This window comes from Citrobacter sp. MGH105 (assembly GCF_001037485.2).
Classification (GTDB): Bacteria; Pseudomonadota; Gammaproteobacteria; order Enterobacterales; family Enterobacteriaceae; genus Citrobacter; species Citrobacter portucalensis.
In genome coordinates this window covers 1,257,566-1,283,071 of sequence record NZ_CP073048.1, presented here as the reverse complement: position 1 = coordinate 1,283,071, position 25,506 = coordinate 1,257,566, and the positions used below count along the sequence as shown (strand labels likewise).

The following is a 25,506-nucleotide window of genomic DNA, read 5'->3' as shown; positions in this document are numbered from 1 at the left end:
GACGGGCTTGAGCATGCCTAGCCTACTAAAGTCCGTCGTCCGAGGGGCTGCTTCGGATTATAACTTTGTTCTATTTTGTCGACGCATGTTTTCTACTGCCAATGCAAAGTCTGTATTGGTAACGTTTTCCTGCCAACGAGACCAAAAATCTATTGTTGCACTTAACGGTGTCTCAGTTGGAGGGTCAATTTTTATTCTGCTTGGCAGGAGCACCAAATCACCCACAACCATAGCTTCCCCAACATCCATGATGGGAAGTGCCTCTAAGAGACTCTCCAGGCTTTCGGGTAGTAATTTTCGTACTGTTGCCTGGTCATCCGCATTAGTTAAACGCAATGAAATGATGTTGTTACATTGACTGAGTATAGTGGTACTTACATCTGAAGGTCTTTGGCTTACAATCATTAACGCAACCCCATATTTGCGGCCTTCTTTAGCGATTTTTTCAAATGCTTCAACCGCTCTGCGTTCAACTGGGTTACCTTCTTTTCTTGGCAGGTAAAGATGAGCCTCATCGCATACAAAAGCAACTGGCCTACGACTTTCAGGATTCGTCCAAAATTGAACTTGATATATGATGCGGGCAACCAACCCAATGATTACTGGCAATATATCAGCCGGAACTTCTGAGAAGTCAATTACTTTAATATTCTTTTTTTGGTTACCAAAACCCATCAGTGTTTCGGCAATCATACTTAACGAACCGTATTGATTGTATTTATCCGGACTATTGAAAAGAAACCCATAACGTCGATCTTGTAAGCGACTAGCCATTCGGACCAGCAATCTAGAAAACTCACCGTTAAAAGGGCCATTTTTTTCCTTTCCAGCTTGTGCCCCTGGGATTCTTTCTTCATTTAAAAATCTCAACTTTCCAATGACATTATCCAAAGAATACGGAATTGGACTGTCAAGTGTAAAAGCTTGTAACAGATCGCTACGACCATTCGTTTGTAGGAAAGCTTTCTTTTGCTCCGTAATCGCATCTTGCACGATAACTACTTGGTTGTGTGCACTGAATTCACTTCGGTCAACGAACAATGACTGAATTTCTTCCGAATTAAGTAACCAATAAGGCAGGAAGAGGAGTGAGTCATCATCAGTATCAACCTCATCCGGCCCTGGTATTCTCAATTGTTTGGCATAAGAAAGTTCTTTGTACTCACCGTGCAAGTCGAATACAACTAGGTTTGAAGATGGCAGTTTCGAACTCCTTTCCAGAATCGAGGCAACCGTCCATGATTTACCAGATCCCGTGCTACCAAGTAGAGCAGCATGTCGCTGGAACAATTTATTGCCATCAACATAAGCGCGTGCATTCTCATTAAGTTTATAAGAGCCTAGCTCCAGTGAGTGCTCTCCATCACCACATTCAGAAATCACACGCATGAACTCTTCGAGATGGGCATCTTTAAGTACATAACAGGTTGAGTCTATTTCCGGGACGTGGTCTAGTGACCTTGAAAACTTATATTTTTGCTCAATTGCATCCCATCGGGCCCCGCCCATTAAAGTAATCTTGACTGTGTTAATTACAATATCTTCAAAAGCGTCTATCTCGTCTGCTTCATCTTCTTGCACTTCTAGGGCAGGGAGCGGAGCGACTACTGCTTTTATTACTTTATCAATCATGCCAATGAGCCAACATTCAGTTGCTCCGCTTAGTTGGACTGCTACAAGCTGTCCAACTCTAGCCTTCCGCAGATCTTTATCAGTGTTTACCAGAATAGTTACTTTTCTGGTGTCTACTTCACGAATATTTCCAAGTATGTAGCTGTCATCATTAAAAGTAAAAAGAGCCATATTACCCTCCTAAGAACTCATTAGTGAAAACCTCAAAACGCCATAATTCCTTGTCATCTACATGCAGCCAGTTTTCAAACTTTGAATTGTAAATCCTGCTTTTATCTGAATTTGTCTGTTTGCAGATAAGCCACATATTTGGGCATTTAGATAACCACTCCTCGATTCTTTGGTTTGAATCCCGAGTAATTACTAATGCTCGGCACTGATCTTGTTCAAGTTTTTGCCTAAATACGTTATTAACAAGCTGGGAATCGTTAAAGCCAAAACCTAAAAATAGAAAACTTGTATGGTTTCCAACCGCATTATCATATTCAGCCAACTGGGCCCTGTCTTTATGTAATCTCTGATATTTAGCCGTACCTGGAGTGATCATCGCCCGCACAACGCCTTCAGGTTTGTTGAGAATCCAGCTATTACATTCGATAAGATGAGCTTCCCATTCAAAGGTATTTAAAGAGCCATGTGGTTTGTGCAGTCGAATATGTTTGCATTCTATGATTCTTGGTGGTTGTCTCGGCTTGCCAAAGCCTTTATGAATAGATTGAACTATTTTTTTTGCTTCACTCCAATCATAACGTTGAAGAAAGCCTCCGTAGAATCCCGTAATATATGGAATCTTGTGCCGAACAAAGGCGTATTCAGCTAATAAATCGTAATTCGGTGTTGCAACGTGAAGTTGTTTATCGGCCTGTGGCAGAGTTTCAACAAGCTTTTTCAGTAGTGTTCCAGCTGGCCAATCGCGTAATCCTGAAATGATTTGGTGGGCGTGAACGTTATCGTGATACGCAACAAAGCTTGCAGTTAGTTCGACTATACGAGTAGTCAGAGTCTCATCCTTGATGAAGTCCATAGCAGATTCAAAGTCATGGCTACAACCATCGAGAGCGGACACCACTTGCTGCCATTGTTGCGCCTGAGCATCTGTCATACTACTAGTCAACTCGGCTCGAAGGTGACGCTCTAGAGCTGGCATCCCAAAATTTAGATCAAGTGCACATGAAGTTCCTGTACCAAATAATACAAACGGCTTCTCAGTAAAAAACTCTGCAATCGCTTGATATGCAGATTCCTTTGTCAACTCCATGCATCCCCCACTTAAGACATCTAATTTCCGCGCTTACCGCCTAACATCCGCATCATTAGTACTTTATTCTCTTACTTTAAGGCTTCAAGTTTTTATTGCAGAGCAATTATCCAGAACTCTCATTTGTAGAGCTATATCAAGTTTCTGCCAATTGGAGGTTTCAGACCCAAGCCATCAGCCCCGAAACGCTTCCTCTCACAATTCAACGTAGCTTGCTAATTTTGCCGGTTAGCAAGCACAATTGGGTTGACGTCCCAGTTTTCTGGGGCCCCTTAGGGGATCATAAGGTTCTGATGAACAATGCCGATAATGTTTAGATAAGATGAATCTGATGTTTCCGCGTCACTCTCACAGGGACAAACTGCGTTGAATGTCGAAAACCTTTGAGACCCGTTGTGCCAAGCAAATTAACGACAAACGACAATGACCAAGGCAGGGATGCGCTACAGCGTCCGACTGTGTAAAGGAGAATACATGGCAAGCATTGTTTCGGAGTACCAACGCTTTCTCGATTGTTTAACGCAGCAGGACGTTCCTGATGATGTCCGGCGACTTGCGTATCTGATCTTCGATCATATCCAACCTCTCGCTGAAGTCGGCTCGACTCGCCGGGCGCGTTCAGTTCGTCTTGCCCCCCTAGCCCTAAGACATCTAATTGATCAGCCCATCGCTTACGAAGGCAATTCTGACGCCCCTGAAGCAGGTTCTGCTCTGGGCCGATTGCATCAGCTTGAGGTTGGTCCATTCCGTGGATTCATGCGGCAGGAGATATTTGACCTCTCCCACGATATCACTCTCATTTACGGTGCAAACGGTACAGGTAAAAGCAGCTTCTTTGAGGCTCTCGAAGTGTCAATGCTGGGCACTATCAGTGAAGCGCAGTTAAAGCGGGTGGAGCAAAGGCTTTATTGCAATAACGCTCGTCTCAAGCACCACGATGCGCCAGTGCTTCTTGCCGGTGAGGCTCAGAACTTACGGCCCGTCCAGCCTGATGAATCAGAGTATCGTTTTTGTTTCATTGAGAAGAACCGGCTTGATGACTTTGCCCGTATTGCTGCAAGAACCCCTAGCGATCAGCGACAGCTAATCGCAACGTTGTTTGGTGTAGATCAGTTCAGTGAATTTGTCCGTGGGTTTAACCCATCACTCGATCAAGATCTGATGCTTTCCGGACCAATGGCAGCTCAGTTGGTCGAACGGAGAAAGCAGGTAGCAGCTTCAGAGCAGGTAATTGCAGCACATCCGCAGAAAATAGCTTTGATTGAATTGCAGGAAAATGCGCTTGCGCAGCGCATATCCCCCGAAGCGACCTATCAGGCATGCGTTGAATGGCTGGAAGGTACACAACTTCAGCAGGGACGTCTGCCATATATTCAATCTCAACTTGATGCTATCCCACCACTGGTTTATAGGATTACGCAATCCCGACTGGAAGCGCTTCTCGCTGAAGCATACCGTCTACATGGGAGTTGGCAAGAGACCTCAAGGGAACTTGCATCACGTGCGACCGAGGTATCGTATGCAAAACTGTATGAAGCAGTGCAGGCCTTGGCTGTCGGAGCAACTACCTGCCCTGCTTGTGGTACAAATCTTGATACCGTAGCAGAGGATCCTTTTATACGAGCGCGTACGGGACTTGAAGCCCTGGCGCAGTTGGCACAGATTCAGTTGCGGGAGCAAACATTACGAACAGAGCTGAACGAGTCTCTCCAGCTACTGTTGGAGGAAATACGTCGCACCGTAACGGCAGCAATCGCCGCATGCCCGGAAACCCTTCATGCTGCAGTACTGCCGGAATTACCCCAGACATCAGTTGGAGCGTGGCTTGAGTGCTGGGTTGAAGGAGAGAAACAGCCCTGGAACACACTCCTGTGCATTGCCAAAGAGATTGAGCATATCGATAAACAGTCCCTCGCAGTACATAATCAACGTGGTGCGTTGACCGAGGAGCGGGACCGTCTGATTCAGTATCGGTTCGAAATTGAAAGACTACGTACGCAGCGCACAGCCGCCAACGTTGAACTAGCTGCAGCTCAATCTAATCTGACCCAGTTCAATGACAATAATCGAGATCTGCTCCAAGCCATTGCTGAAGAAGAAACTGTCATAAAGTTAAATCAACGAATTAAGGTAGCTTACGACGGATTCCTACCGGAAATCCAAAGATACATGGCCGCACTACCTGGCATATTGCTTCAGGGATTGGGTGAACAGGCTCGGGATCTGTATAACGCTTTTAACCGAAGCGATGCACCTAGCGATCTGCTGCATGCACTTCATATGCCAGTTGCTGAAAATGGCAAAATTGAAGTCGAATTCGCCGGTGAACCGGGCATTCGTTACGATGCGCTAATCATTTTCAGTGAGGGACATATCAAATGTCTTGGCCTCGCAATTCTGTTGGCCAAAAATATTGTCCAAGGATGCCCGGTGGTTATTTTTGATGATGTGGTTAATGCGATTGATGATGAGCATCGAGACGGTATATGGCGTACCTTCTTTGAAGATGGGCTACTGGACGACAAACAGGTAATCTTGACTTCCCATGCCGAAGAATTCCTCATCCGAATTCAACAGGAGTTAGGTGCAGCAAGGGCAGGAGCCATTAAGCGCTACAAATTCCTACCACACGATGGTGAACACGAACTGCGGGTAGACAGCAATCCACCGAGTAAGAATTACGTTCTGCTTGCGCAGCAGGCTCTAGATGGGGATGAAAAGCGTGAAGCTCTTCGTCAGTCACGTCCCGCCCTGGAAAGCCTTACCGATAGCCTTTGGTCGTGGATGGGCAGACGCGGTGACGGACGCATTGATATTAAACTCAGTGGACCACGTTCGCCTTGGGAATTGAATAATAAATGCTCTAAATTGAAATCGGCCGTTAATCGCATTTCAGGGCAGCATCCCGGGGCCCCGGCTGCAGTTGCTGCATTAGAAAGATTACTCGGAGTCAACGGCTCCAGCATTGAATGGGGATATCTGAACAGCGGCGTGCACGATTCACAGCGAGACCACGAATTCGACCGCTCCACAGTAAGAACAATAGTGGAGTCGATTGTGTCGCTTGATGCAGCCCTTAGCGTCATGAGAAATCAGTAAGTGATACACAGTGAAACTGGTGCCGGGTGGTGTCGCAATCAGCCTCCCTAAACGTAGCTTTAGCCGTTCAGATGCTTGCTGGCTTTCTCGATGAGTTGAATCGGGTTAGCCCCACGGTTCAACTGGAAGCTAGCGAGCACCTGATTATTTGGATTCGGAAAAAACAGCAATGACCGAATTGCTAATGGAGTACAGGGACAACAAATGGGAAATGATATTTTCATCACAAAATGGCATCAAAAAACCTGCAAACTCCAGTCGCAAATTAAAAGTTTCATTAAAAAAATAAGCGAGCAACTTACTTATAAATAACATCACCAATGGTATTATATCAATGATATTTTTTTACCAAATAAAAAGAAACAGATATGAAATAGCTGCAGTACTACTCATGATAAGCATTGGACTGCTTAATTTGGGGTGGCTGAGTTTAAAGAAAATCCCTGAAACTCCTCCAGGATATTATGAAAATATTGTCATCGAACACCTGCAATTATTCACGAACCTGCGCAACGAGTATCATAATCAGCAACATGAAATGAAGAGTGAAATGCTGTCCAAAGAGCATGCATCTATAGAAGTAGCTAGGATTGCATTAAAATTAAACATATTTGAATCCCGATATCTGGATTTTTGGGTAGCAGAGAGACCGATTATTATTGGTATGTTGAAGCCTTTTGAAGAGCCAAAATATAGAAGCTGGTATGTACACCTTCCTCAAGAAACTCGAAAACTGGTTAACAACATAGCAGATAATCTACACGAGGTTTATCCCAAACTTGCGAAGTGTAATCAAAATGCGGCTAAGGATTATATGGCATTAGTTTCGGGACTGGCGGCACCATCATCTCGCGATAAAGTATCTGCTGCCTTGGTTGCGCAAACCCGAGTAATAATGCGCAATATTTCTCAAGATCAGCATTCTCCATCAGAGATTTGCGATAGTGCAATGGTGTCATATTTTTCTTCGATACAACTGTTATCGAGAACATATAGTGAACTTGCAGATTCTTATCAAGAGCAACTAGAAGCTAATGAATTATTACGTAAAATAGTCAGCACGATATTATCCTTTCTTTTATTTTTAGTTTGCTATAAGTGCCGTGAAAATTTGATAAAAAAGGCAGCAAAATCACTGGGGGTATAATTTTTCTAAACTATTGAAGTTACTGTTATTCGAGTAAGGATTTTTAGGACTAATTAGGCATAAGATCGATTTTTAAATGGAATTTTCTCAAGATGAGCTTGTTAAAAATTTGTTTTTTCCAGAACTATACAAAAGAGATAAGAACAGTCTGGTCAGGTGGGCAAAGAACTAATATTCCGGAGTTCTTCTTCGTGCCGATTACTATTTTTAATGAAGCGACACACCTCTTATTTTTGAAATATAAAAACCACCTCTAAAGGTAATTATCTTTCACATCGCCAAATGAACACTATACCTGCCACCTCTGCTTTATGGATAATTACATTCGTTAGTTCCTGTACTACAGAATCTCAAAGCCATATCGTAATAATAATTATTATCAAGATGCCAAGGGATGATAAACCCCTGATTCAATAAAAGAAAGCAATAATACCTCACTTGAGAGTAACGTTCTTTTTTTACAGATTTATAGCGGAGATAAAGGCTCCTAGCTGATACACTAAAACCAAGCCCCAAATACTTCAACCTTATTTTTTCTGAAATGGTATGACTATTACTCTCCTCATTATAAATTGCAATTACAGGGTCTTCATCATGTTCGCATGCAATATCAAAGGCCCCCAGGGTTCCCAGCCAACTGCCCTGGGTACCACTAAACATGCGTTTATGAAGATAGTATTTATTTATATTTTCAAGAAGGGCTATAACATTCTCCCGAGAAACACCGTTTTTGCATTGAAAGCTTACAAAAACTTTCCGTTCCGCTCCCATAAACCAGTTATCGACTAATCTTTTATAGTAATCAGAAATATTTTTTTGTTCTACGGCGGACATTTTTAGGTCAGGCGTGGGTAAAGTAATCGTATTATTGTTTTTTAGTGACAGCATTACCGCCACTACTCGTTGCAGCATCTTAAATTCGAAAAGCAAACCAGTGCGTATAAGCTGTAACAATTCTCCAGGTCCAGATTCCTTCGCATGCTTATCAATATTTCGAGAGTATTTCCCACATGAAATGACCCCATAACCTACCAGCTCCCGATAAAACTCAAGAGGAGCATCTGCATACTCCAGTGCATAGCAGCATTCGGTCAGACGATACCGGATAAGATACGGTGTTGCTGATAATGCCAGATCTTCATCATTCATGAGATCTTTAATGGTTTGATCAATGAATTCCCCCTCCACACCATTGTTCTCCGCAGCAGTGTAAAGCAATGTGAGACCAAAATTGCTCGCTGTTTGAGTACTCTCGCCATAGTCAGTCCCCTCATCAAAAAACGTACTTACTCCGGACTGTTCAGCATACTCAGTCATCGCTAAAGAAAGTTTGCCATCAACAGACAGAATAATTTCCAGCGCTCCCAGCAGGTAGTGCTTTGCTATCGCAGTCTTTTTTTCCGACATGTTGGCTTCCCGTAAGATCTTATTGATTTTGAGAATAATGCGGGAATACCACTCTGCGATGGGATCTTTGCAAACCTCATTCATCACAATCTGACTAAAGTGAAGATTATCAATGGCATCAAACGCGGCTTTTTGTATCGGAGTTATCGCAGGCATATGTCAATGTCAAAAAAAGTAATATATTAATGACCTTAGATTACACCAAAATACTCACTTACAATCAATTCCTCTTACCAGACTGCAGGCAATCACCGAGCAGTAGTAATCGATAACTTAATCAAAAAGTAATTTCATATAGTTAAGAGAGGAAAAATGAATACAACTATTCAGACAGTGAAAATCCTGCGTATGCCTGCTGTGGTGCGCAAACTCGGTATCGCCCGTGCCACCATCTACGACTGGCTTAACCCAAAGTCACCACGCTATGACGCCACGTTTCCTAAACAACGCCGCCTGGGTATGCAATCTGTCGGCTGGGTGGAATCTGAACTTGATAAATGGATAGAGGAGAATTGCCCTCAGGTTTAATAGCGCCTTTATTCTGACTCTGCATCAGCTATGACAGAGAGTCACGACTGATGCGGAAAATTTAACTTTTTTGTGCATTCTGGAGCCCCCCAATGCCAAAACATGATGATTTTCCTGTTGATGCGTTTCCGCCACTCATCAAAAACGCAATCTGTGAAGCACACGAGGTAACAAAAGCCCCAATCGCTCTGATTGCGGCGTCCGCTCTGGGGGCAATTTCTCTGGCCTGCCAGAATCGTATTGATGTTATACGCCCAGGGAACCATCGTGGCCCCGTATCACTTTTTGTCCTGACTATCGCTGAATCAGGTGAGCGCAAAAGCACCGTTGACAAACTGTTGCTAAAACCATTGCGCGCGAAAGAAGAACAGCTAGAAAATATTCATAATCGGGAATATCAGATTTATTACAAACAAAACCAGATAGCTGTCTCAGTAAGAAAAGCGCTGGAAAACAAGCTTAAAGCACATATTAATCGGGATAAAGATATTACTGAAATAAAATCAGCAATAATGGCCCTTCAGTCTCCGGCCCCCCCTGTCAGACGCAAACTGACGTTCAACGATGCCACACCGGCTGCCATTAAAGCATTCCTTTGCGGTGGCTGGAATGCTGTGGGTGTGATGTCCGATGAGGCAGGAACAATTTTTGGTGGTCATGCACTTAGCGAATTGCCGTTTATCAACACAATGTGGGATGGCGAGAGATTTAGCGTCGAACGTAAAAACGAACCCGACGCGGTTATTAGCGACGCCCGTATGACGTTATCATTGATGGTTCAGCCTGAAGCCTTCCGTGATTACCTTGAGCGTAAAGGCAGCATGGCTAAAGGTGTCGGCTTTTTTGCCCGGTGTCTGATTAGTTTTCCGACATCCACACAGGGTTCACGCCTGATCACCGTACCAGTGACATCGCAGGAACACATTCCTAAATTTCACGACCGTCTCATGGAAATTATTAACGAAAGCCTGGCCACTAACATTAGCGAGCGCCTTTCTCTTAAATTTTCACCTGAAGCTGAAAAAAGTTGGATCAATTATTATAATCAAATTGAAACCAGTATCGGTATTCAGGGCAAAAATGGGCTGAGTGACTTCAAGGATTTTGCGTCAAAGTCAGCTGAAAATATTGCGCGTATTGCTGCATTAATACATTACTTTGAGGGCAATACGGGAGATATTTCTGAATGTGCAACTCAATCAGCCATAGAAATTTTTAGCTGGTATGGCTTTGAGCATCAGCGCCTCTTTACCAAAGTAGATACTGCTGAAACACCAGAACAGGATGCAATGGAACTTCTGACCTGGATTGAGGTTAAGTATCGCGAGCGCCTTTCAGTTGCTCTTGATAAAAACTTTATTCGTCGCTATGGCCCTAACAGACTTAGGACTGGAGGGAAAATTTACATGTTACTGGACTGGCTTCAAAGTCAGCGTAAAATAATTATCTTTAAGCAAGATAATAAAACTTTGGTTTACCCGAGTTGGGCATCCACCCCCAACTATACAGGTCAAACCTTCAGCCGCTTCTGACTCTTTTTGGTTAAGGAAAGGCAGGTATTATATATTTTTCTTGCGTGTTATATGGCCTTACCGGCCAGGACCTGCATTAACTAAGACCTAAGGTTAAACTATATGAAAGGCAGAGGGACGAGCCCTCTGCCTGCGTTACATTTGGCCGGTTCCAATCACTGACGGATTCCGTTGGCTGCATCCAAAAGAACGTCCATCTCCATAGTGCTTTGTGTACTCTTTTGCCAGGTACATTGCTCTCTGACGTGCTGTAACATACTGCTCTTCATGCTCAGGACGTTTACCTTCTATCCAGCCACATGGGTGTTCCGGAAAATGAACCAGGCCAGCATAGGCCTCCCAGGGTAATTTCAGCGCACTGCACCAGGCTTTCTGGATAACATTCGCCAGTGAATCTATACCATCGTTGCATTGAGGCTGATAATCTCCCAGCGTATGGAAGGTGTCCTTGTTTACCAATAGCATCACATGGTAATGCCGGTTGCCATCCACCAGGCCATATTCTCTGCACCAAATATAACGTATGGACGTCAGATTCTTACAGGTAAGTCCTGCATGCCTTCGGGCAGTCATCTGAGCATTTGCATGGTATTTCAGCGAATCAAAGAAGCGCGAGATAACGCGCTCATCACGACGACCAGTACCGTCAGTCGGAAACCGCAAATCAAAACGAAATGTAGAAAGCCTGGGGTATTGATCAGTCGCTGCTGCCAGTGTTCGTTCTACGCCATCAGTGTATCGCGGATCGTATGTATATTTCGAATTCATAACTTTAGCCTTAGTATAATTTACATCTGTATCCCGAATAAGTTAGAGACAAATATCATTCATTTTATAATAACAACCCCCAACGGAATTCAATATATTTTCTGCATTACACACTCACCTTCTTTTTATTTAATAATACCAATACGGAGCGACTTATTACCCAACACCGCCACCGGAGGCAATAGAAGCAAGCAAAACCATCGTAGAACACATCATTTTATTTTCTGGAGTTATTTCTTAAATAAAATAAATCACAAGAGAAAGCTAACCATTTACTCATAGGCATTTTTTTGATACTAACTCATCTCATATGCAAGACACGTAAAAAATTACATAAAGAATACACAGTCGGTTACTATGAGATTGCGGCAAAAACTGAAAATAAAAAAATACAGATATATATCACCTTAACGACAACCATCTGGAGTTGTCGATAAGGAGGATAGTCTGGATATTACTGTATTACAGCATCTCTTTGACGGGATGTATGCCCTGGCGGTGGAAGGTACCGCCGTCACGGACTCTGCCGCAGTGCTGGCCGACAGTTACCTTCAGAACGACATGAGTCGTAATGATGCGGCTGAATCGCTGGTGCTGTACGAGTCCCTGAAAGCCTGCGGCTCCGGCTTTTCTTGTGGTCTTACCGGTGGCGCGCTGCTGCCGTTGACCGTCACCGCCGACGTCTGCTCTTCGCTGTTCATCCAGATGCGGCTGTGTGCGGCCGTTGCCATCATCGGAGGCCATGACACTGCAGACCCACGGGTACGCCTGCTTTGCTGGGGCGCGCTGGCCGGGGATGCCTGCTCGGATGCCATCAGTGGCATCATCACCCGGTTACTGACCCGCGCACTGAGCCAGTCTCAGGCCGAGACCGCTCTGCTGACAGTGGTTCGCGACGCATTACTGCTGAAAAGCAGTCAAGTGTTACTCAGGGAAAGCCTGCTGCTCCCGTTACTGGGCGGGGTAATCAACGGTGGTGCCGCCTGGCTCGTCACCCGCCTGACGGGGCAACTCGCCATTCGTCTGTTTATTCCACCGGTAACTCCGCCCTGTGCAGCATAATCCTCTGTATTTCATTTTCGGACATCACCTGTCCGTCATTACTCGTATAACACGCTGATTTTCCTGACGCATCGGCCATGTCCTTACAGGCGGGTTTGTTATCGTTTTTGTCCTGACGATACAGACCTGAATGGAGGGCTAATGGCCGTTTATCGCGAAGATGCTGACCTGCGGTTTCTGGGGCGTTGTGAGAATGAGGACCTGGATTTACTGGTCAGCCTCATTACCCATGACCCACGGGACAAAACCCTACGCTGGACGGAAACGCTGTCCGGCAGCGACAACTACAAACGTTTTTATCCAGCGCACCGTAATTACTGGCAGGAGATTGCCGCTGAAATCCAGACCTTTGGTGCCAGCAGTATCGCCAGTGTATTCAGGGGTGGGAAAGGCGTGCTGTATCGGGAAGTGTTATGCGATGTCTGTGACCATACGGGCGTGAAATACAGGAAGGAGGAGGCAACCGAAACCGTTGAGCTCTCCCTGCTGATGAAGATGCTCGAAAAAAGCCTCAGCGAAATGTCCCCGACTGAGCTGCAGGAGTTTGCTGACAGCATGGGTACGGAACTGACCGCACCGACAGCACCGCTGATTTTAATGGCCATACAGACTGCCGTCCGGTCTTCCGGTTTTGCAGCCTACCGTCTGTCGGTCGTGATGCTCAGTACGCTTGCGAAGGTTGTACTGGGGCGCACGCTCCCCATCGTGACTTATCTGACCCTGACCCGCTCTATCAGTGTACTGGCCGGGCCGGTTGGTATCGCCCTGAGCACCGGCTGGCTGATTGCCGATATGGCAGGCCCGGCACGGCGGGTTACGGTTCCGGCCTGCCTGCTGATTGCTTGTCTGCGTCAGCAGTATCTGTACAAATCAATGTAATCAACGGAAACCCTTCAATATGTCTGCGGAAGAAAAACAGCACGATCGCATGGCATCACGGCTGGCGATCATCATCAGTCGCCTGCTGATGGGGGAACGGTTGTCAGTTAGTGGGTTGTCTCAGGAGTTTCGTATCTCGGAGCGCACTCTGCGCCGGGATTTTCGTGAACGCCTGAGCTGCCTGGAACTGACATACCAGCAGGGGTGCTGGTCACTGGCCCACCAGCACGAAGGCCTGCGCACCAACCGGCATATTCTGCACTTTGCACGAGTAACCCGCACGGAGCAGCTGTTCCCGGCGATGGATAATCGTCTGATATCTGTGCTGACTGACAGCTCCGTAGAGCCACCTTTTATCGTCTGGCAGTCTCCACCGGAGCGCAAGCCCGGTCCCTTCGGCAGTTTCTGGCGTATCACACAGGCCATTCTGGAGCGAACTCTGCTGGATCTGACCGCAGAGGGGCAGCAGTACCGCTGGTTCGCACCTTATCGCCTGATTTATTTCGAGAACGGCTGGTATCTGGTCGGAGAGTACGCCCGGCAACTGCAGGTCTTTCTGCTGGAAAGCATTACCGATGTCTGCCTGACACCCAGGCAGTTTCTGCGCAGAAAACACATCGATGCCCTGACCGCCGACCCACATTTCATTCACTCACTGCCGCACTTCCAGTACATCCGCACTGTACTGGCAGAAACGGAAAATTAAGGATAATCATGAAAAAAATCGCATTTTTACTGGCGCTGCTTTCTTCAGCGCAGGCCAGCGCAGCCGTAAACCAGTGGACCCGTACCTGGGTTCAGGGGGGCACGGAATACCGGATACAGAATAAACAGAGTGCTGAACTGCTTCTGACCTGTTCACCGCACGACAATGTGTTCGTCCGGTACACCGCGCCTGATGGCAAAACGCTCACCAGCGGCAATGATGATGGTCGCAGTCTTGAGGCGCAGACAGACAACAGCGACACGTTTCTTATAAACGACACACTGTCTGATGCAGGGGGGAGTAACTTCGAGGCCTTCTGGAATGCAGTCAGAAAATCACAGCGGATTCATATCACTGCGACCGGCCTGACCTCCACAACGTTCACCTTCAGCAATGCCGCCCGGACCCTGCCTGAGTTTGATAAATCAGGCTGTCTGACCCGTATGTGAACCTTTACGACTCCAGCAAATATAAGGAAAAAATAATGAAAACAGCAATGAGTGCCCTCGCCGTGGCACTGATAATTTCACCTCTGCTGCACGCAGCAGAGGCCCCGGTCAGGATTGGTCTGGAGCAGGTTAAAAATCCGTATTACCCGAATCTGCATCAGCAGCGTGTTCACGTTCAGTCGCTCACGGACAGCGTCACCATTAAGGATGTTGTCGTTAACCGGGGGAACTGCCCGATTCAGAAGATGCCCACGGTCTACGCAGGTAGTAAGCCTGTCCCGCTGGTACCGTCAACGTTGCCTTACGGGAAAGAGATTGCCGTCTACATTAAAGGCCCATGCAGTGTGGCGGAGATTAACGTCATCACCAGTCAGGGGGACTGGCTGATGAAGTACTAGTTTCGTCTGAACAATATCTGGTCTGACAATCAGTTGTCAGACCCTGTTGTGCTATCAGTCGTAATATCAAAAAAATCAGGTATTAATACTGCGTATTAATAGCCATTATAAACCCCTCCCCCGTAAGGTCCCTCCCCTTATGAAGGATTCGCCATACTATATATCTCATTACTTCATTATGTTAGCGTCCTGCCACTGCTTGTCTGACCGCTTTGTGCCAAAAGCGGACGCTACGATTCCGCAGTGATTAAACCCCCAACCCCAAAAGACCTGTTGAAATGGGGTCAGCAAAACAGATACATTACGCACGTTGTTACCTTGTATCATCAGGATGCCGTTGACTGTGTTTTTTAGCCGTGAAGTCATTTCCAGAATCGTGCTTATCATCATGGCTGTTGCCGTGCTGAGCAGTTCGCTTATGGCAAAACCACAGGCTGTCTACAACGTCCAGGATACAACGACCATCAGTGACCATCAGCACGATAGCGATGAACCGCTGAATGAGCACGATCCGCTGCTGTTCCACTCGCACGGTAATGTGCACCACCTCAATGCCGATCATTCCCACGATCTGAACAAACTCTTCACCCTGACTGCTTTGCAGGCCTGGAACGCGGGCATACGGGCGACCTTTGCGCTGAGTTCAGAACAAATTCTGCGAATGCCACAGGCCACCCCCGAACGCCCTCCGAGATCCCTGTTTGCGTAATAACTGCTGTTAATTCGTTATTATTCAAACTGTAAGGATTTTGTATGAACACCTGCCTTAATTTACAAGGCCGGTTGAGCGGTGGCCTGTTTTCGACTCAGGCGCGTTCGGCTTGTCTGTTTTTCATATTGTTATTGCTTTTCTACAGCCAGGGTGCGGCCGCACATGGCGTAGCCGAAGGCGACAAAGGGTACATCCAGGAAATCACCGGGATTAACATCATCCCGTTTATCTACCTTGGCGCGAAGCATATGGTGACCGGCTACGATCACCTGCTGTTTCTGTTCGGCGTGATTTTCTTTCTCTACAAAATGCGCGATATCGGGCTGTACGTCAGCCTGTTTGCTATCGGACACTCCACAACGCTGCTCATTGGGACGTTCTTTGACATCAGCGTAAGCGCTTATCTCATTGATGCCATTATCGGACTGTCTGTGGTCTACAAAGCCCTTGATAACCTTGGCGCGTTCCAGCGCTGGTTTGGCTTTCAGCCTAATACGAAGATGGCGACGCTTATCTTTGGTTTCTTCCACGGCTTTGGCCTGGCGACCAAAATCAAGGAGTTCGAAATTTCCCCCGATGGCCTGTTCGTCAACCTGATTGCCTTCAATGTCGGGGTCGAGATAGGTCAGCTTCTGGCGCTGAGCGCCATCCTTATCATCATGAGTTACTGGCGGCAGACGGCGAGCTTTTTCCGCCATGCCTACACCGCCAATGTGGTGATGATGAGCGCCGGTTTCCTGTTAATGAGTTACCAGATTTGTGGCTACGTTTTAGCCTGAGGGAGAAAAGAGAATGTATAACACCGATTTACCGACCCGCGCAGAGCTGCCATCTGCGATGAAGCTGATGCAGTCCACTATCCTGGCGGCTATTGTTGCTTTAACGCTGCTGATAACCATCGTGATGCCTTCAGAATATGGTATCGATCCAACGGGCGTTGGCCGCCTGCTGGGCCTTAAACAGATGGGCGAAATCAAAACGCAGCTGGCGGAGGAAGCCGCCACGGACAAACAGGCGAGTACGAGCCAGTGGGGGCAGTCAACCACTCCGACGAATGAGCGCCCGGTGGCGGATAACCCGCCGACAATCACGCAAAACAACTACCCGGAGCTGAGCGTTCCGGCGACAACTCGTGCGCCAGAAGCCCCAACTGCCGGTTCTCAGCGCAATCAGCTGTTAATTACTCTGAAACCGAATGAAGCGGCTGAAGTTAAGATGGAAATGCGTAAGGATGCCCGGGTGACTTACCAGTGGACAAGCTCTGGACCTGTCAACGTGGATGCACACGGCGATCCGGTTAACGCACCGAAAGGGTTTTACCACGGCTATGGTAAGGGCCGCCAGATAACCTCAAAGGATGGTGTGTTGCAGGCGGCCTTTGACGGTAAGCATGGCTGGTTCTGGCGAAATCGTGGTTCAAAGACGATTACTATCCAGCTTGATACCAATGGCGAATACCAGAGCATTAAGCGCGTAATCTGATTAATCGGGCCCGTATAATGCGGGCCCATCTTATTCATTCCGGCAATACAAGACTTTACACTTTCGCCTCTTACATCCTCCCCGGGGGGATGCTAATCTTTTCTCTATGTTATGAAGACTGCCTGAGAGAAACGCCAGCGATGTATCTGATGTTTAAACGTTCACCCCGTTATATTCTGATGATTGTCATCATGGCCGTTGGCATGATGATGTCGTCGATGGGCACGTTTGCGTCACACGGTACCAACGGCCTGACTGGTTACGAGATGAATCTGCATGATGCAGAAGTCACCATGACAGTGCAGGATCACTCCCACGACTCGGATATCCCTCAGTCTGGTCACGCAGGCCATCATCAGACAGACCATTTCCATGAAACCCCTCAGCAGCCGCCCTCTGTGGAGATCTCCCTCTCTCCTGTAGCAGACAGATGGTTGCCGCTTGCCGATCTTCACAGCCCGGTTAAGGCCACGGACATCATTTACCGCCCTCCAAGCACCCGCCAGATCTGATGGCTGTTGCCGGTAGCAGTTTGCTGCCTGGCGTTTACCAACTTCAGATTTAGCGGAGAGGCTATGTACACAGACTCCATACAGGCGCGTCGCGAGATTGCGCGTAATTTTACTGAACTTAATTATCGAATTACCCCTCTGCACTGGCAGACACTGTGCATGGGCGTTAATCGCGATCTCCAGGCCAAAAAACTGCGTCCGAACGTCCCTGTTCCTTCACGACGTAAGGTCATTCCGTTCCTGAAAATGATGCACAAAGAAACGGGCTCGATGTTGAAAGCCATTCTTGCCTTTGGTTTCGATGGCCCCTGGACCTCCAGCGGTGGTTCGTTTCGTCTGGCGCGAGAAATTGGGTTCGATATTGCCCACCATGCAAAAAACATTCATCACAAAAACGGTACCGTCACCTTCCTTGAAATTGGTGCTGCCTGGGCAGGTTTTCGTGCTGAAGAAGCGACCAGCCATCAGGCGGCAATTTCCGGACTTGCCCAGAGCTTCAGGGAGCAGCTCGGGGAGAGCGCATTCCTGCATTTCACCAATCTCACGCCATGGCACGAATCGCTGCCAAAGGGGGTGACTGAGCATCCCTACGTGACGGCTGCCGGGCTGTGCGTACTGGAGAAGCAGGGAGTTTGGGCCGGTGAGGTCGATATTATCTACTCTCAGGCCGCAGCCTATTTCGAACAGGATTACACGGCATTCCTTCGCAGCGCAGCCCGTCTGCTGAAAGGGGATGGCGTCTTAATCTTCAATCATGATCCTGTTCTGGCGAGCGCGATGGATGAAGTCGCGTGGGAGCAAGGACTCCGGCTGGTTCGACGTAAGCAAATGGGCGGAATGAATGGCGCGATTGCCCGTTATCACCGGCTTCGTTCACCCCGGTGAGTCAAATGGTTTTCCCTGGGGTAAACCGTGAACAGGACGATGAAGTGGTCTGTGAATCACTGGTTATGTCGGCACTTCGTCGCAGCGTGGAGGTGTAACGCCCGATATGTTGACGCGCAGACATTTTCTCACCACCACAGGAGCGTTGCTGATGACAACATTACTGCCGGGGGAAACCCTGGCAGCCTCTCTGGCCGAAAAAGTCAGTGATACATGGCAAAGAATTATCGCTCGCCGCACTGCTAAGGAGACGATAACGCCGGGCTGGATTTTACAGTCGCTCGGGCTTCAACCGGGCTCAACGGAACTGCGGAGAGCCATTTTTGAACTGGTCAGGCGAATGCCCTATCAGCTTGGGTCATGGAATAACCAAAGCATGAGCCTGTTTGAGCAGGGTTTTGGCGACTGTCGTCATAAAGCCGCCGCGGCCGAACGATTGCTGGTTGCCGGTGGGATTACAGCAAGGCGAAAACTGGTGCAGTTTGACTGGGCTGACTTGCCCGTTCCTCCGGAAATACTGGCTATTTTGCCGCAAACCCAGGGATTTCATGACACCGTGACTTTTGAGTTAAACGGGAAAACATGCCTGTTTGATGCCACCTGGGATATAGCCCTGCGCGGCGCGGGCTTCCCGGTGATGCCTTCCTGGGATGGCAACTCTGATACCTGGTCGGTGACTTCCCGGATGTCGACGCAGCAAACCGTACAGATGCCACAGCCCGGGCAGGATATTTACAGCGCTAACCAGATGAGCTGGCCTCAGCGCGAGAAAACCATGGCCTTCAATCAGGCGCTGAATAGCTGGCTGGACGACGTTCGGGCTAACCGTGATGACTGGTGCACCATCGTCCATAGCGATGTTGAAGCCACACGGCTGAGTCTGAAAACCTGCCTGGGACTTCTGAGTTAACACCTTTCTCGTCAGAAGGGGCTTCGCAAGGAAGCGGTGATAACACCTTCGACACTTTTTATGCTGCTTCAGGTATAACGCTGGGATACCTGAAGCTTTTTTTATTCAACATATCAGTTGGTTGGTAAATCACTCATCCTCCCCACCAGGATAATGCTTGTCATTTTTTCCAGGTCCCTCTATGCTTTCATCATCCCCCCGGGGGGGATGTAAATTTAAGCCAAGAGAATTCCTGATGCTCAATATTCTTTCTAATCGTACCTATCGCCACCTGTTTATGGCACAGGTTATCGCCCTTATCGGCACCGGTCTGGCGACCGTCGCGCTGGGGTTGCTAGCTTATGATCTGGCCGGAGACAGGGCTGGTGCTGTGCTGGGTACCGCGCTGGCTATCAAGATGAGCGCCTACATTCTGGTTGCGCCGGTAGCGGCGGCCTTTGCCGATAAATTCCCGCGTCGCACCATGCTGGTGACGCTGGACTTAGTCCGCGCTCTGGTGGCGATCGCGCTGCCTTTTGTCACTCAGATCTGGGAAATCTACATCTTGATCTTCTTCCTGCAGTCTGCTTCGGCAGCGTTTACACCGACTTTCCAGGCGACGATCCCGGACATTCTCCCTGACGAACGTGAATATACCCGGGCGCTGTCTCTGTCACGCCTGGCCTACGATCTTGAAAGCGTTATCAGCCCGATGCTGGCGGCGGCGCTGCTGACAGTCATGAGTTTCCATAATTTGTTTGCCGGTACGGCAGTCGGATTCCTCGCCTCTGCGGCTCTGGTTGTTTCCGTGTCGTTGCCAAAAATGAAAGCGTTAACCGTCAAACGCAGCGTCTATGACAAAACGACGCGAGGCATGCGCATCTTCCTGAAAACACCAAGGCTGCGTGGTCTGCTGGCACTCAATATGGCCGTGGCAGCGGCAAGCGCGATGGTTATCGTCAATACCGTTGTTCTGGTACAGGCTGACTTTGGTTTATCACAGCGCTCGACTGCCATTGCGCTGGCCTTCTTCGGTGTCGGGTCGATGGTGTCTGCACTGGTTCTCCCGAGACTCCTCGACAAAATGCGCGACCGCATGCCGATGCTTGTGGGGGCCGCGCTTTTGGTGATTGGCCTGGGGCTGGGTATTTTCCTGATGGATTACTTCACTCTGGTTGTGCTTTGGGCATTGCTGGGCGTCGGATATTCACTTTCTCAAACCCCCAGTGGCCGCCTGCTGCGCCGCTCATCAACGGCGGAAGACAGACCCGCGCTATTTGCCGCTCAATTTGCATTGTCGCATTCATGCTGGCTGGTGACTTATCCGCTGGCCGGATGGGTCGGCGCGACATGGGGCACACAGGCTTCGTTCATCGCGTTGACCATCGTAGCGGCGCTGTCGTTGCTCACCGCCGTGCTTATCTGGCGTCCTGAGCATGAAGAATATGTTCAGCTGCACAGCCATACCGACGCCGAAACGAATAATGCATCCACTCATGAACATGATTTCGTCATCGACGATGAACATCCGTCATGGCCGAAGAAAGAGAAGTAATTTCCCTGAAAGACAACCAGGCAGGAGAGGATAAGCCGATAAAAAATGTGACCATAGCGATGATACACATTATCTTATCCCCTCCACCTGGAGAGGATAAGATATGACTGTTCACGCATCACACCCTGACATTATTAAAAGACTTAAGCGTGCCGCCGGGCACCTGAAAAGTACCATCCAGATGCTCGAAGATGAAAAAGCGTGTCTGGATATCGCCCAACAGCTGCATGCGGTTGAAAAAGCGATAACGAATGCAAAGCGTACCTTAATTCATGACCATCTTGATCACTGCCTGGAGGATGCGCTTCATGCCGATCATGCCGGAACTGAAACAACGCTAAGCGAATTTAAAGAGATCACCAAATATCTTTAAGGCAAGCGAAACATGACTGATTTTTCTGCTCTTCTGCAGCAAGGCGTAGCCAATGCCTGGCTGTTTATTCCCAGCGCTATCCTGCTGGGTGCGCTGCACGGACTGGAGCCAGGACACTCCAAAACGATGATGGCGGCGTTTATTGTGGCTATTCGTGGAACGGTGAAACAAGCGGTTCTGCTGGGACTGGCGGCGACCATTTCGCACACCTCTGTGGTCTGGCTCATTGCCATGGGTGGGATGTATGTCAGTCAGAAATTCACCGCTGAATCTGCGGAGCCCTGGTTCCAGTTAATTTCGGCCATCATCATTCTTGCCACGGCAGCATGGATGTTCTGGCGTACCTGGCGCGGTGAGAAGCTATGGAAAATGGAGCAGGAAGAGGAGCATTCCCACGGTCATCACGAACATGATGAAACCCGGATTATAGATACCGGCCACGGCAGCGTTGAACTCTCTATTTTCGAGGAAGGACAGCCACCTCACTGGCGTTTACGTACGCTCAGCGGCAGAAAGTGGGAAGCCAGCAACATTTCTGTAGCCACAAGGCGGGGCAATGGAACCTATTCTCAGGTTTTCGACTTCGTTGAAAAAGACGGGTTTATGGAATCAGCCCTGGCGATCCCTGAGCCACACAGTTTTGATGTGCGCCTGTCTTTAGGCCATCGTGGGCATGTACACGATTATGATGTGGAGTTTCGCGAGCATGAGCACGGTCACGACCATGACCACGATCACTCCGCACTGGAGGGGCTGGATGTTAATTCCCGCGAATACCAGGACGCTCACGAAAAAGCCCATGCGAACGACATCAAGAAACGTTTTGCCAATCGCAGCGTAACCACCGGGCAGATTATCCTGTTTGGGCTGACCGGCGGACTTATTCCTTGCCCGGCGGCCATCACCGTTCTGCTGCTCTGCATCCAGGTGAAGGAATTTACGCTCGGTGCCGCGCTGGTACTGTGTTTCAGCATCGGCTTAGCAATTACGCTGGTTTCTGTGGGTGCAGCTGCGGCGTTTAGCGTTCGCCAGGCAACCAAACGCTGGAGTGGCCTGGATACTCTGGCACGCCGTGCCCCATACTTCTCAAGCGTACTGATAGCCCTGGTCGGCATTTACATGGGCTACCATGGCTGGATCGGCGTTACCCGCTGATTTTCTCTTGTAAAAGCCACATGCCTGAACCCACCAATTGGTGGGTTTTTTATCTCTGAAGCCTGTCACATTTTCATCCCCCACAGGGGATTGCAATTGAGCTTTTATAGCCGCTCATTTATTATAAAGGCATCCCCCCTGGGAGGATGTGAAATCATAAATGGAACCTGCTATGCAAAAACAATACTTCAGTCAGATTCGTCGCCAGCTCGTCAACGTCACCGGCGTGTTGCTCGCTTCATTCATCGTCATTCCAGCCCTGGCAGCGCAAGGCGGTTTCTCCGCAGAGAAAGAGCCAGTCGCCACTGAACGCATGTATGCCGGTCATAAGGTTCAGCAGGAAAACAGTCAAAGCCGCATTCAGGCCGTGCCGTCGATGCACGAAGGGGCGTGGATCACACTGGAAGGCAATGTCATCAGCCAGCAGCAGGAAGAGTGGTATACGTTCCGCGATCCAACCGGAACCATCAAAGTTCGTATTCCACAGAAAGTCTGGAACGGGCAGCACTTCGATGCGCAGGATTTGGTGCGTGTGAGCGGGCAGATAAGCCGTGAGAATGGCACTACGAGCCTGAACGTTGAGGTGATCAAAAAGCCTTAAATTTGAAGGATCATGAGTATGACGAACTACATTGTCCAGTTCATATGTAGTTCGTCATTTGAATGTCCGTTGATCGCTCATAGCAGACATTAGCTAGCTGTTGCATCCCCCAACAACAAAGAGTTTTCCCCTGCAACACCAAATCAATGCAGAAAGGCCGCGCTTCTTTACCGGAAGCGCGGCCTTTCTGCATTTATGCCATTAACCACAAAGGAGTTTTATCATGAAATTAGCCAGCCGCTTCGGACGGATTAACCAGATTCGCCGCGACCGCCCACTGACAAATGACGAGTTGATGGTCCATGTACCCAGTGTATTTAGTACTGACAAGCACGAATCCCGCTCGGATCGCTACACCTACATCCCGACCATTACCCTGCTTGATAGCCTCCAGCGTGAAGGCTTTCAGCCGTTCTTTGCCTGCCAGACCCGAGTGCGTGACCAGAGCAAGCGAGAGCACACGAAACACATGCTGCGCCTGCGCCGGGTAGGGCAAATAACCGGTAAGCAGGTACCGGAAATCATTCTGCTCAACAGCCATGACGGCTCCAGCTCATATCAGATGTTGCCGGGGCTATTTCGTGCAGTCTGCCAGAACGGGCTGATTTGCGGTGAGAGTTTTGGTGAGGTACGTGTGCCACATAAAGGCAATGTGGTGGAGAAAGTCATTGAAGGGGCTTACGAAGTGCTGGGGATATTTGACCGGGTGGAGGAGAAGCGGGATGCCATGCAGTCGCTTTTGTTACCTCCACCAGCACAGCAGGCGATGGCAAAAGCGGCATTAACCTATCGCTTTGGTGAAGAGCATCAGCCGGTGACGGAATCGCAAATCCTTTCCCCGCGCCGCTGGCAGGATGATAGCAACGACCTATGGACCACTTACCAACGCATTCAGGAGAACTTGATAAAAGGCGGACTGTCAGGACGAACGACGAAAGGTCAGCGTGCTCAAACCCGTGCTGTCAAAGGTATCGACGGAGACGTAAAGCTCAATCGCGCTCTGTGGGTGATGGCTGAAAATATGCTTCAACTTGCTTCATAAACGACTTTAACTATTACCTCCAAGGCCCTGTCATGTCAGAGATAAATCTACCTCCTGATCTTCCGGTAACTGAAGCACGCACCATTCGTCGCGCTCTCCGCTTACTGGAAAAATATCAGCGCCAGCCTGGCGAACAATTTAATTCCACTACCTTCACCAAAACCTGGCTACAACTGCGTCTTGCTCTGCAGGAGCGCGAAGTTTTTCTTGTTTTATATCTCGATAATCAGAACCGTCTTCTGGAATGCGAGACGCTCTTTACGGGCACGATTAACCATACCGAAGTCCATCCACGCGAAGTGGTGAAACTGGCACTACGCCATAACGCTGCCGCTGTGATTCTGGCCCATAACCATCCATCCGGAGAGACAGAACCGAGTAAACAGGATCGAAACATCACTCAACATCTGGTGAACGCGCTGGCTATGGTAGAGGTGCGGGTGCTGGACCATCTTATTGTTGGCATCGATGTGCTTTCTTTTGCTGAACGTGGCTGGCTATGAGGCTAACCATGAAAATCATCGATAAAAAGGCCGCGATGGCGATTCAGCGACAGCATCCGGATTCCCGGATCTTTCGCTACTGCACGGGCAAATACCAGTGGCACGGCAGCGCCAGTCATTATACCGGTCAGGATGTCGCGGAGATTTCCGGTGTGCTGGCGGTTTACGCAGAACGCCGTCGTGACAACCACGGTCCGTATACACGCCTGATGTGCATCACCACCAACTGACACTAAATAAGGAGTAGAAAAATGCAAAATTCATGGGGACTGAAGCGCGACATCTCGCCGTGCTTCGGTGCAAGGCTTGTGCAGGAAGGCTGTCGCCTGCATTTTCTGGCGGACCGTGCAGGTATTAGTGGTACGTTTAACGAGGAGGAGGCACTGCGTCTGGATCAGGCATTTCCGCTAGTGATGAAACAGCTTGAATTGATGCTGACAACCGGTGAACTAAATCCGCGCCATCAGCATTGCGTCACGTTGTATCATAACGGACTAACTTGTGAAGCTGACACTCTCGGCTCTCATGGCTATGTTTACATCGTTATTTATCCTCAGGCATTTGCAACCAGGTAACACCTTCTCTTCTTTTATCAGGATCCAACTCATGCAAATTTCATCTGTACCGGCCACGGTGCCGGTTTCGTCACGCCTGTCGCCCGTAATGGTGTGGCAGCAGTTGTTAACGTATCTGCTGGAGCACCACTACGGCCTCACACTCAACGACACACCATTTCATGACGACACGGCCATTGAGGAGCATATCGATGCGGGGATAACGCTTGCCGATGCTGTTAATTTCCTGGTCGAAAAGTACGAACTGGCTCGTATCGACCGCAAGGGATTTACATGGCGAGAGCAACCCCCCTTCATTACTGCAACGGATATTCTGCGTGCCAAAAAGAACATCGGGCTGTTGCCCAGATCTTAAAT

The 25,506-nt window shown here is 48.6% G+C and carries 28 protein-coding genes; 24 read left to right on the top strand and 4 right to left on the bottom strand.

The window, feature by feature from the left end:
- Nucleotides 1-57: 57 nt before the first annotated feature.
- Together SK35_RS06040 and SK35_RS06035 are read right to left on the bottom strand one after the other, a co-directional pair.
- Entirely contained in the window at nt 58-1,803 is a 1,746-nt protein-coding gene (locus SK35_RS06040; RefSeq protein ID WP_048215746.1) for an ATP-binding protein, read from the bottom strand.
- A gap of 1 nt (nt 1,804) precedes the next feature.
- Complete coding sequence (locus SK35_RS06035) at nt 1,805-2,890, bottom strand: SIR2 family protein (RefSeq protein WP_032949838.1); 1,086 nt, start codon at nt 2,888-2,890, stop codon at nt 1,805-1,807.
- Nucleotides 2,891-3,364: 474 nt separating this feature from the next.
- Here SK35_RS06035 and SK35_RS06030 point away from each other — a divergent pair, with 474 nt between their 5' ends.
- Both SK35_RS06030 and SK35_RS06025 read left to right on the top strand, forming a co-directional pair.
- Nucleotides 3,365-5,989 carry an AAA family ATPase gene (locus tag SK35_RS06030; protein WP_032642889.1) on the top strand — a complete coding sequence of 875 codons (2,625 nt, stop codon included), beginning with the start codon at nt 3,365-3,367 and terminating at the stop codon, nt 5,987-5,989.
- A 391-nt stretch (nt 5,990-6,380) separates the two neighbouring features.
- A complete protein-coding gene (locus SK35_RS06025) occupies nt 6,381-7,136 on the top strand; it encodes a hypothetical protein (RefSeq protein WP_127348427.1) in 756 nt (251 codons plus the stop codon).
- Nucleotides 7,137-7,445: 309 nt separating this feature from the next.
- Here SK35_RS06025 and SK35_RS06020 read toward each other — a convergent pair whose 3' ends face one another.
- Nucleotides 7,446-8,699 carry a hypothetical protein gene (locus tag SK35_RS06020; RefSeq protein ID WP_032642893.1) on the bottom strand — a complete coding sequence of 418 codons (1,254 nt, stop codon included), beginning with the start codon at nt 8,697-8,699 and terminating at the stop codon, nt 7,446-7,448.
- A gap of 156 nt (nt 8,700-8,855) precedes the next feature.
- On the opposite strand from SK35_RS06020, the gene SK35_RS06015 reads away from it, so the two are divergent.
- Nucleotides 8,856-9,071: an AlpA family phage regulatory protein gene (locus tag SK35_RS06015; protein ID WP_032642895.1), complete on the top strand. Its 216-nt coding sequence runs from the start codon at nt 8,856-8,858 to the stop codon at nt 9,069-9,071.
- A gap of 92 nt (nt 9,072-9,163) precedes the next feature.
- The gene (locus SK35_RS06010) at nt 9,164-10,603 is read left to right on the top strand and encodes a YfjI family protein (RefSeq protein ID WP_045370402.1); all 1,440 of its coding nucleotides are present in this window, start codon (nt 9,164-9,166) and stop codon (nt 10,601-10,603) included.
- A gap of 135 nt (nt 10,604-10,738) precedes the next feature.
- Here the strand turns inward: SK35_RS06010 and SK35_RS06005 are convergent, their stop codons facing one another.
- The gene (locus SK35_RS06005) at nt 10,739-11,371 is read right to left on the bottom strand and encodes an inovirus Gp2 family protein (RefSeq protein ID WP_048215745.1); all 633 of its coding nucleotides are present in this window, start codon (nt 11,369-11,371) and stop codon (nt 10,739-10,741) included.
- Nucleotides 11,372-11,854: 483 nt separating this feature from the next.
- Between SK35_RS06005 and SK35_RS06000 the strand changes: the two genes are divergently transcribed.
- The 20 genes from SK35_RS06000 (at nt 11,855) to SK35_RS05905 (ending at nt 25,504) form a co-directional block, all read left to right on the top strand.
- Nucleotides 11,855-12,433: a hypothetical protein gene (locus SK35_RS06000; RefSeq protein ID WP_032642897.1), complete on the top strand. Its 579-nt coding sequence runs from the start codon at nt 11,855-11,857 to the stop codon at nt 12,431-12,433.
- A 141-nt stretch (nt 12,434-12,574) separates the two neighbouring features.
- On the top strand, nt 12,575-13,312 hold the full coding sequence (locus SK35_RS05995) for a DUF3944 domain-containing protein (RefSeq protein WP_048215744.1): 738 nt from the start codon (nt 12,575-12,577) through the stop codon (nt 13,310-13,312).
- A 19-nt stretch (nt 13,313-13,331) separates the two neighbouring features.
- Complete coding sequence (locus SK35_RS05990; RefSeq protein WP_032642901.1) at nt 13,332-14,018, top strand: WYL domain-containing protein; 687 nt, start codon at nt 13,332-13,334, stop codon at nt 14,016-14,018.
- 8 nt (nt 14,019-14,026) lie between these two features.
- Nucleotides 14,027-14,467: a hypothetical protein gene (locus SK35_RS05985; protein WP_032642904.1), complete on the top strand. Its 441-nt coding sequence runs from the start codon at nt 14,027-14,029 to the stop codon at nt 14,465-14,467.
- A 35-nt stretch (nt 14,468-14,502) separates the two neighbouring features.
- Entirely contained in the window at nt 14,503-14,865 is a 363-nt protein-coding gene (locus SK35_RS05980) for a hypothetical protein (protein ID WP_032642906.1), read from the top strand.
- Between the two features lie 343 nt (nt 14,866-15,208).
- Nucleotides 15,209-15,574, top strand: a complete 366-nt coding sequence (locus SK35_RS05975; RefSeq protein ID WP_029602878.1) for a hypothetical protein — start codon at nt 15,209-15,211, stop codon at nt 15,572-15,574.
- A 44-nt stretch (nt 15,575-15,618) separates the two neighbouring features.
- Complete coding sequence (locus SK35_RS05970; protein WP_009654087.1) at nt 15,619-16,356, top strand: HupE/UreJ family protein; 738 nt, start codon at nt 15,619-15,621, stop codon at nt 16,354-16,356.
- Between the two features lie 13 nt (nt 16,357-16,369).
- On the top strand, nt 16,370-17,059 hold the full coding sequence (locus tag SK35_RS05965; RefSeq protein WP_029602877.1) for a hypothetical protein: 690 nt from the start codon (nt 16,370-16,372) through the stop codon (nt 17,057-17,059).
- A 149-nt stretch (nt 17,060-17,208) separates the two neighbouring features.
- Entirely contained in the window at nt 17,209-17,571 is a 363-nt protein-coding gene (locus SK35_RS05960; RefSeq protein WP_232079141.1) for a hypothetical protein, read from the top strand.
- 63 nt (nt 17,572-17,634) lie between these two features.
- On the top strand, nt 17,635-18,456 hold the full coding sequence (locus SK35_RS05955; RefSeq protein ID WP_232079140.1) for a class I SAM-dependent methyltransferase: 822 nt from the start codon (nt 17,635-17,637) through the stop codon (nt 18,454-18,456).
- Between the two features lie 151 nt (nt 18,457-18,607).
- Nucleotides 18,608-19,366 (top strand): hypothetical protein, encoded by a 759-nt coding sequence (locus SK35_RS05950; protein WP_029602874.1) that lies wholly within the window; start codon nt 18,608-18,610, stop codon nt 19,364-19,366.
- Between the two features lie 235 nt (nt 19,367-19,601).
- Nucleotides 19,602-20,900, top strand: coding sequence for an MFS transporter (nirA, locus tag SK35_RS05945; RefSeq protein WP_029602873.1), 1,299 nt, complete (start codon nt 19,602-19,604; stop codon nt 20,898-20,900).
- A gap of 103 nt (nt 20,901-21,003) precedes the next feature.
- Nucleotides 21,004-21,273, top strand: coding sequence for a metal-sensing transcriptional repressor (locus SK35_RS05940; protein WP_009653703.1), 270 nt, complete (start codon nt 21,004-21,006; stop codon nt 21,271-21,273).
- Between the two features lie 12 nt (nt 21,274-21,285).
- The gene (locus tag SK35_RS05935; RefSeq protein ID WP_029602872.1) at nt 21,286-22,428 is read left to right on the top strand and encodes a nickel/cobalt efflux protein RcnA; all 1,143 of its coding nucleotides are present in this window, start codon (nt 21,286-21,288) and stop codon (nt 22,426-22,428) included.
- 160 nt (nt 22,429-22,588) lie between these two features.
- Nucleotides 22,589-23,029, top strand: a complete 441-nt coding sequence (locus SK35_RS05930) for a YgiW/YdeI family stress tolerance OB fold protein (RefSeq protein ID WP_135695985.1) — start codon at nt 22,589-22,591, stop codon at nt 23,027-23,029.
- Between the two features lie 220 nt (nt 23,030-23,249).
- Nucleotides 23,250-24,071: a DUF932 domain-containing protein gene (locus tag SK35_RS05925; RefSeq protein WP_032642912.1), complete on the top strand. Its 822-nt coding sequence runs from the start codon at nt 23,250-23,252 to the stop codon at nt 24,069-24,071.
- 32 nt (nt 24,072-24,103) lie between these two features.
- Complete coding sequence (radC, locus tag SK35_RS05920; protein WP_032642914.1) at nt 24,104-24,574, top strand: RadC family protein; 471 nt, start codon at nt 24,104-24,106, stop codon at nt 24,572-24,574.
- An 8-nt stretch (nt 24,575-24,582) separates the two neighbouring features.
- The gene (locus tag SK35_RS05915) at nt 24,583-24,804 is read left to right on the top strand and encodes a DUF987 domain-containing protein (RefSeq protein ID WP_032642916.1); all 222 of its coding nucleotides are present in this window, start codon (nt 24,583-24,585) and stop codon (nt 24,802-24,804) included.
- A 21-nt stretch (nt 24,805-24,825) separates the two neighbouring features.
- On the top strand, nt 24,826-25,149 hold the full coding sequence (locus SK35_RS05910) for a type IV toxin-antitoxin system YeeU family antitoxin (RefSeq protein WP_032642918.1): 324 nt from the start codon (nt 24,826-24,828) through the stop codon (nt 25,147-25,149).
- A gap of 31 nt (nt 25,150-25,180) precedes the next feature.
- Nucleotides 25,181-25,504 carry a TA system toxin CbtA family protein gene (locus SK35_RS05905; protein WP_032949840.1) on the top strand — a complete coding sequence of 108 codons (324 nt, stop codon included), beginning with the start codon at nt 25,181-25,183 and terminating at the stop codon, nt 25,502-25,504.
- Nucleotides 25,505-25,506 lie beyond the last annotated feature (2 nt).

Bases quoted from the DNA above. Each gene is read 5' to 3' on its own strand.
- SK35_RS06040 (WP_048215746.1), bottom strand. From the start codon at position 1,803: ATGGCTCTTTTTACTTTTAATGATGACAGCTACATACTTGGAAATATT.
- SK35_RS06035 (WP_032949838.1), bottom strand. From the start codon at position 2,890: ATGGAGTTGACAAAGGAATCTGCATATCAAGCGATTGCAGAGTTTTTT.
- SK35_RS06030 (WP_032642889.1), top strand. From the start codon at position 3,365: ATGGCAAGCATTGTTTCGGAGTACCAACGCTTTCTCGATTGTTTAACG.
- SK35_RS06025 (WP_127348427.1), top strand. From the start codon at position 6,381: ATGATAAGCATTGGACTGCTTAATTTGGGGTGGCTGAGTTTAAAGAAA.
- SK35_RS06020 (WP_032642893.1), bottom strand. From the start codon at position 8,699: ATGCCTGCGATAACTCCGATACAAAAAGCCGCGTTTGATGCCATTGAT.
- SK35_RS06015 (WP_032642895.1), top strand. From the start codon at position 8,856: ATGAATACAACTATTCAGACAGTGAAAATCCTGCGTATGCCTGCTGTG.
- SK35_RS06010 (WP_045370402.1), top strand. From the start codon at position 9,164: ATGCCAAAACATGATGATTTTCCTGTTGATGCGTTTCCGCCACTCATC.
- SK35_RS06005 (WP_048215745.1), bottom strand. From the start codon at position 11,371: ATGAATTCGAAATATACATACGATCCGCGATACACTGATGGCGTAGAA.
- SK35_RS06000 (WP_032642897.1), top strand. From the start codon at position 11,855: ATGTATGCCCTGGCGGTGGAAGGTACCGCCGTCACGGACTCTGCCGCA.
- SK35_RS05995 (WP_048215744.1), top strand. From the start codon at position 12,575: ATGGCCGTTTATCGCGAAGATGCTGACCTGCGGTTTCTGGGGCGTTGT.
- SK35_RS05990 (WP_032642901.1), top strand. From the start codon at position 13,332: ATGTCTGCGGAAGAAAAACAGCACGATCGCATGGCATCACGGCTGGCG.
- SK35_RS05985 (WP_032642904.1), top strand. From the start codon at position 14,027: ATGAAAAAAATCGCATTTTTACTGGCGCTGCTTTCTTCAGCGCAGGCC.
- SK35_RS05980 (WP_032642906.1), top strand. From the start codon at position 14,503: ATGAAAACAGCAATGAGTGCCCTCGCCGTGGCACTGATAATTTCACCT.
- SK35_RS05970 (WP_009654087.1), top strand. From the start codon at position 15,619: ATGAACACCTGCCTTAATTTACAAGGCCGGTTGAGCGGTGGCCTGTTT.
- SK35_RS05965 (WP_029602877.1), top strand. From the start codon at position 16,370: ATGTATAACACCGATTTACCGACCCGCGCAGAGCTGCCATCTGCGATG.
- SK35_RS05960 (WP_232079141.1), top strand. From the start codon at position 17,209: ATGTTTAAACGTTCACCCCGTTATATTCTGATGATTGTCATCATGGCC.
- SK35_RS05955 (WP_232079140.1), top strand. From the start codon at position 17,635: ATGTACACAGACTCCATACAGGCGCGTCGCGAGATTGCGCGTAATTTT.
- SK35_RS05950 (WP_029602874.1), top strand. From the start codon at position 18,608: ATGACAACATTACTGCCGGGGGAAACCCTGGCAGCCTCTCTGGCCGAA.
- nirA (WP_029602873.1), top strand. From the start codon at position 19,602: ATGCTCAATATTCTTTCTAATCGTACCTATCGCCACCTGTTTATGGCA.
- SK35_RS05940 (WP_009653703.1), top strand. From the start codon at position 21,004: ATGACTGTTCACGCATCACACCCTGACATTATTAAAAGACTTAAGCGT.
- SK35_RS05935 (WP_029602872.1), top strand. From the start codon at position 21,286: ATGACTGATTTTTCTGCTCTTCTGCAGCAAGGCGTAGCCAATGCCTGG.
- SK35_RS05930 (WP_135695985.1), top strand. From the start codon at position 22,589: ATGGAACCTGCTATGCAAAAACAATACTTCAGTCAGATTCGTCGCCAG.
- radC (WP_032642914.1), top strand. From the start codon at position 24,104: ATGTCAGAGATAAATCTACCTCCTGATCTTCCGGTAACTGAAGCACGC.
- SK35_RS05915 (WP_032642916.1), top strand. From the start codon at position 24,583: ATGAAAATCATCGATAAAAAGGCCGCGATGGCGATTCAGCGACAGCAT.
- SK35_RS05910 (WP_032642918.1), top strand. From the start codon at position 24,826: ATGCAAAATTCATGGGGACTGAAGCGCGACATCTCGCCGTGCTTCGGT.
- SK35_RS05905 (WP_032949840.1), top strand. From the start codon at position 25,181: ATGCAAATTTCATCTGTACCGGCCACGGTGCCGGTTTCGTCACGCCTG.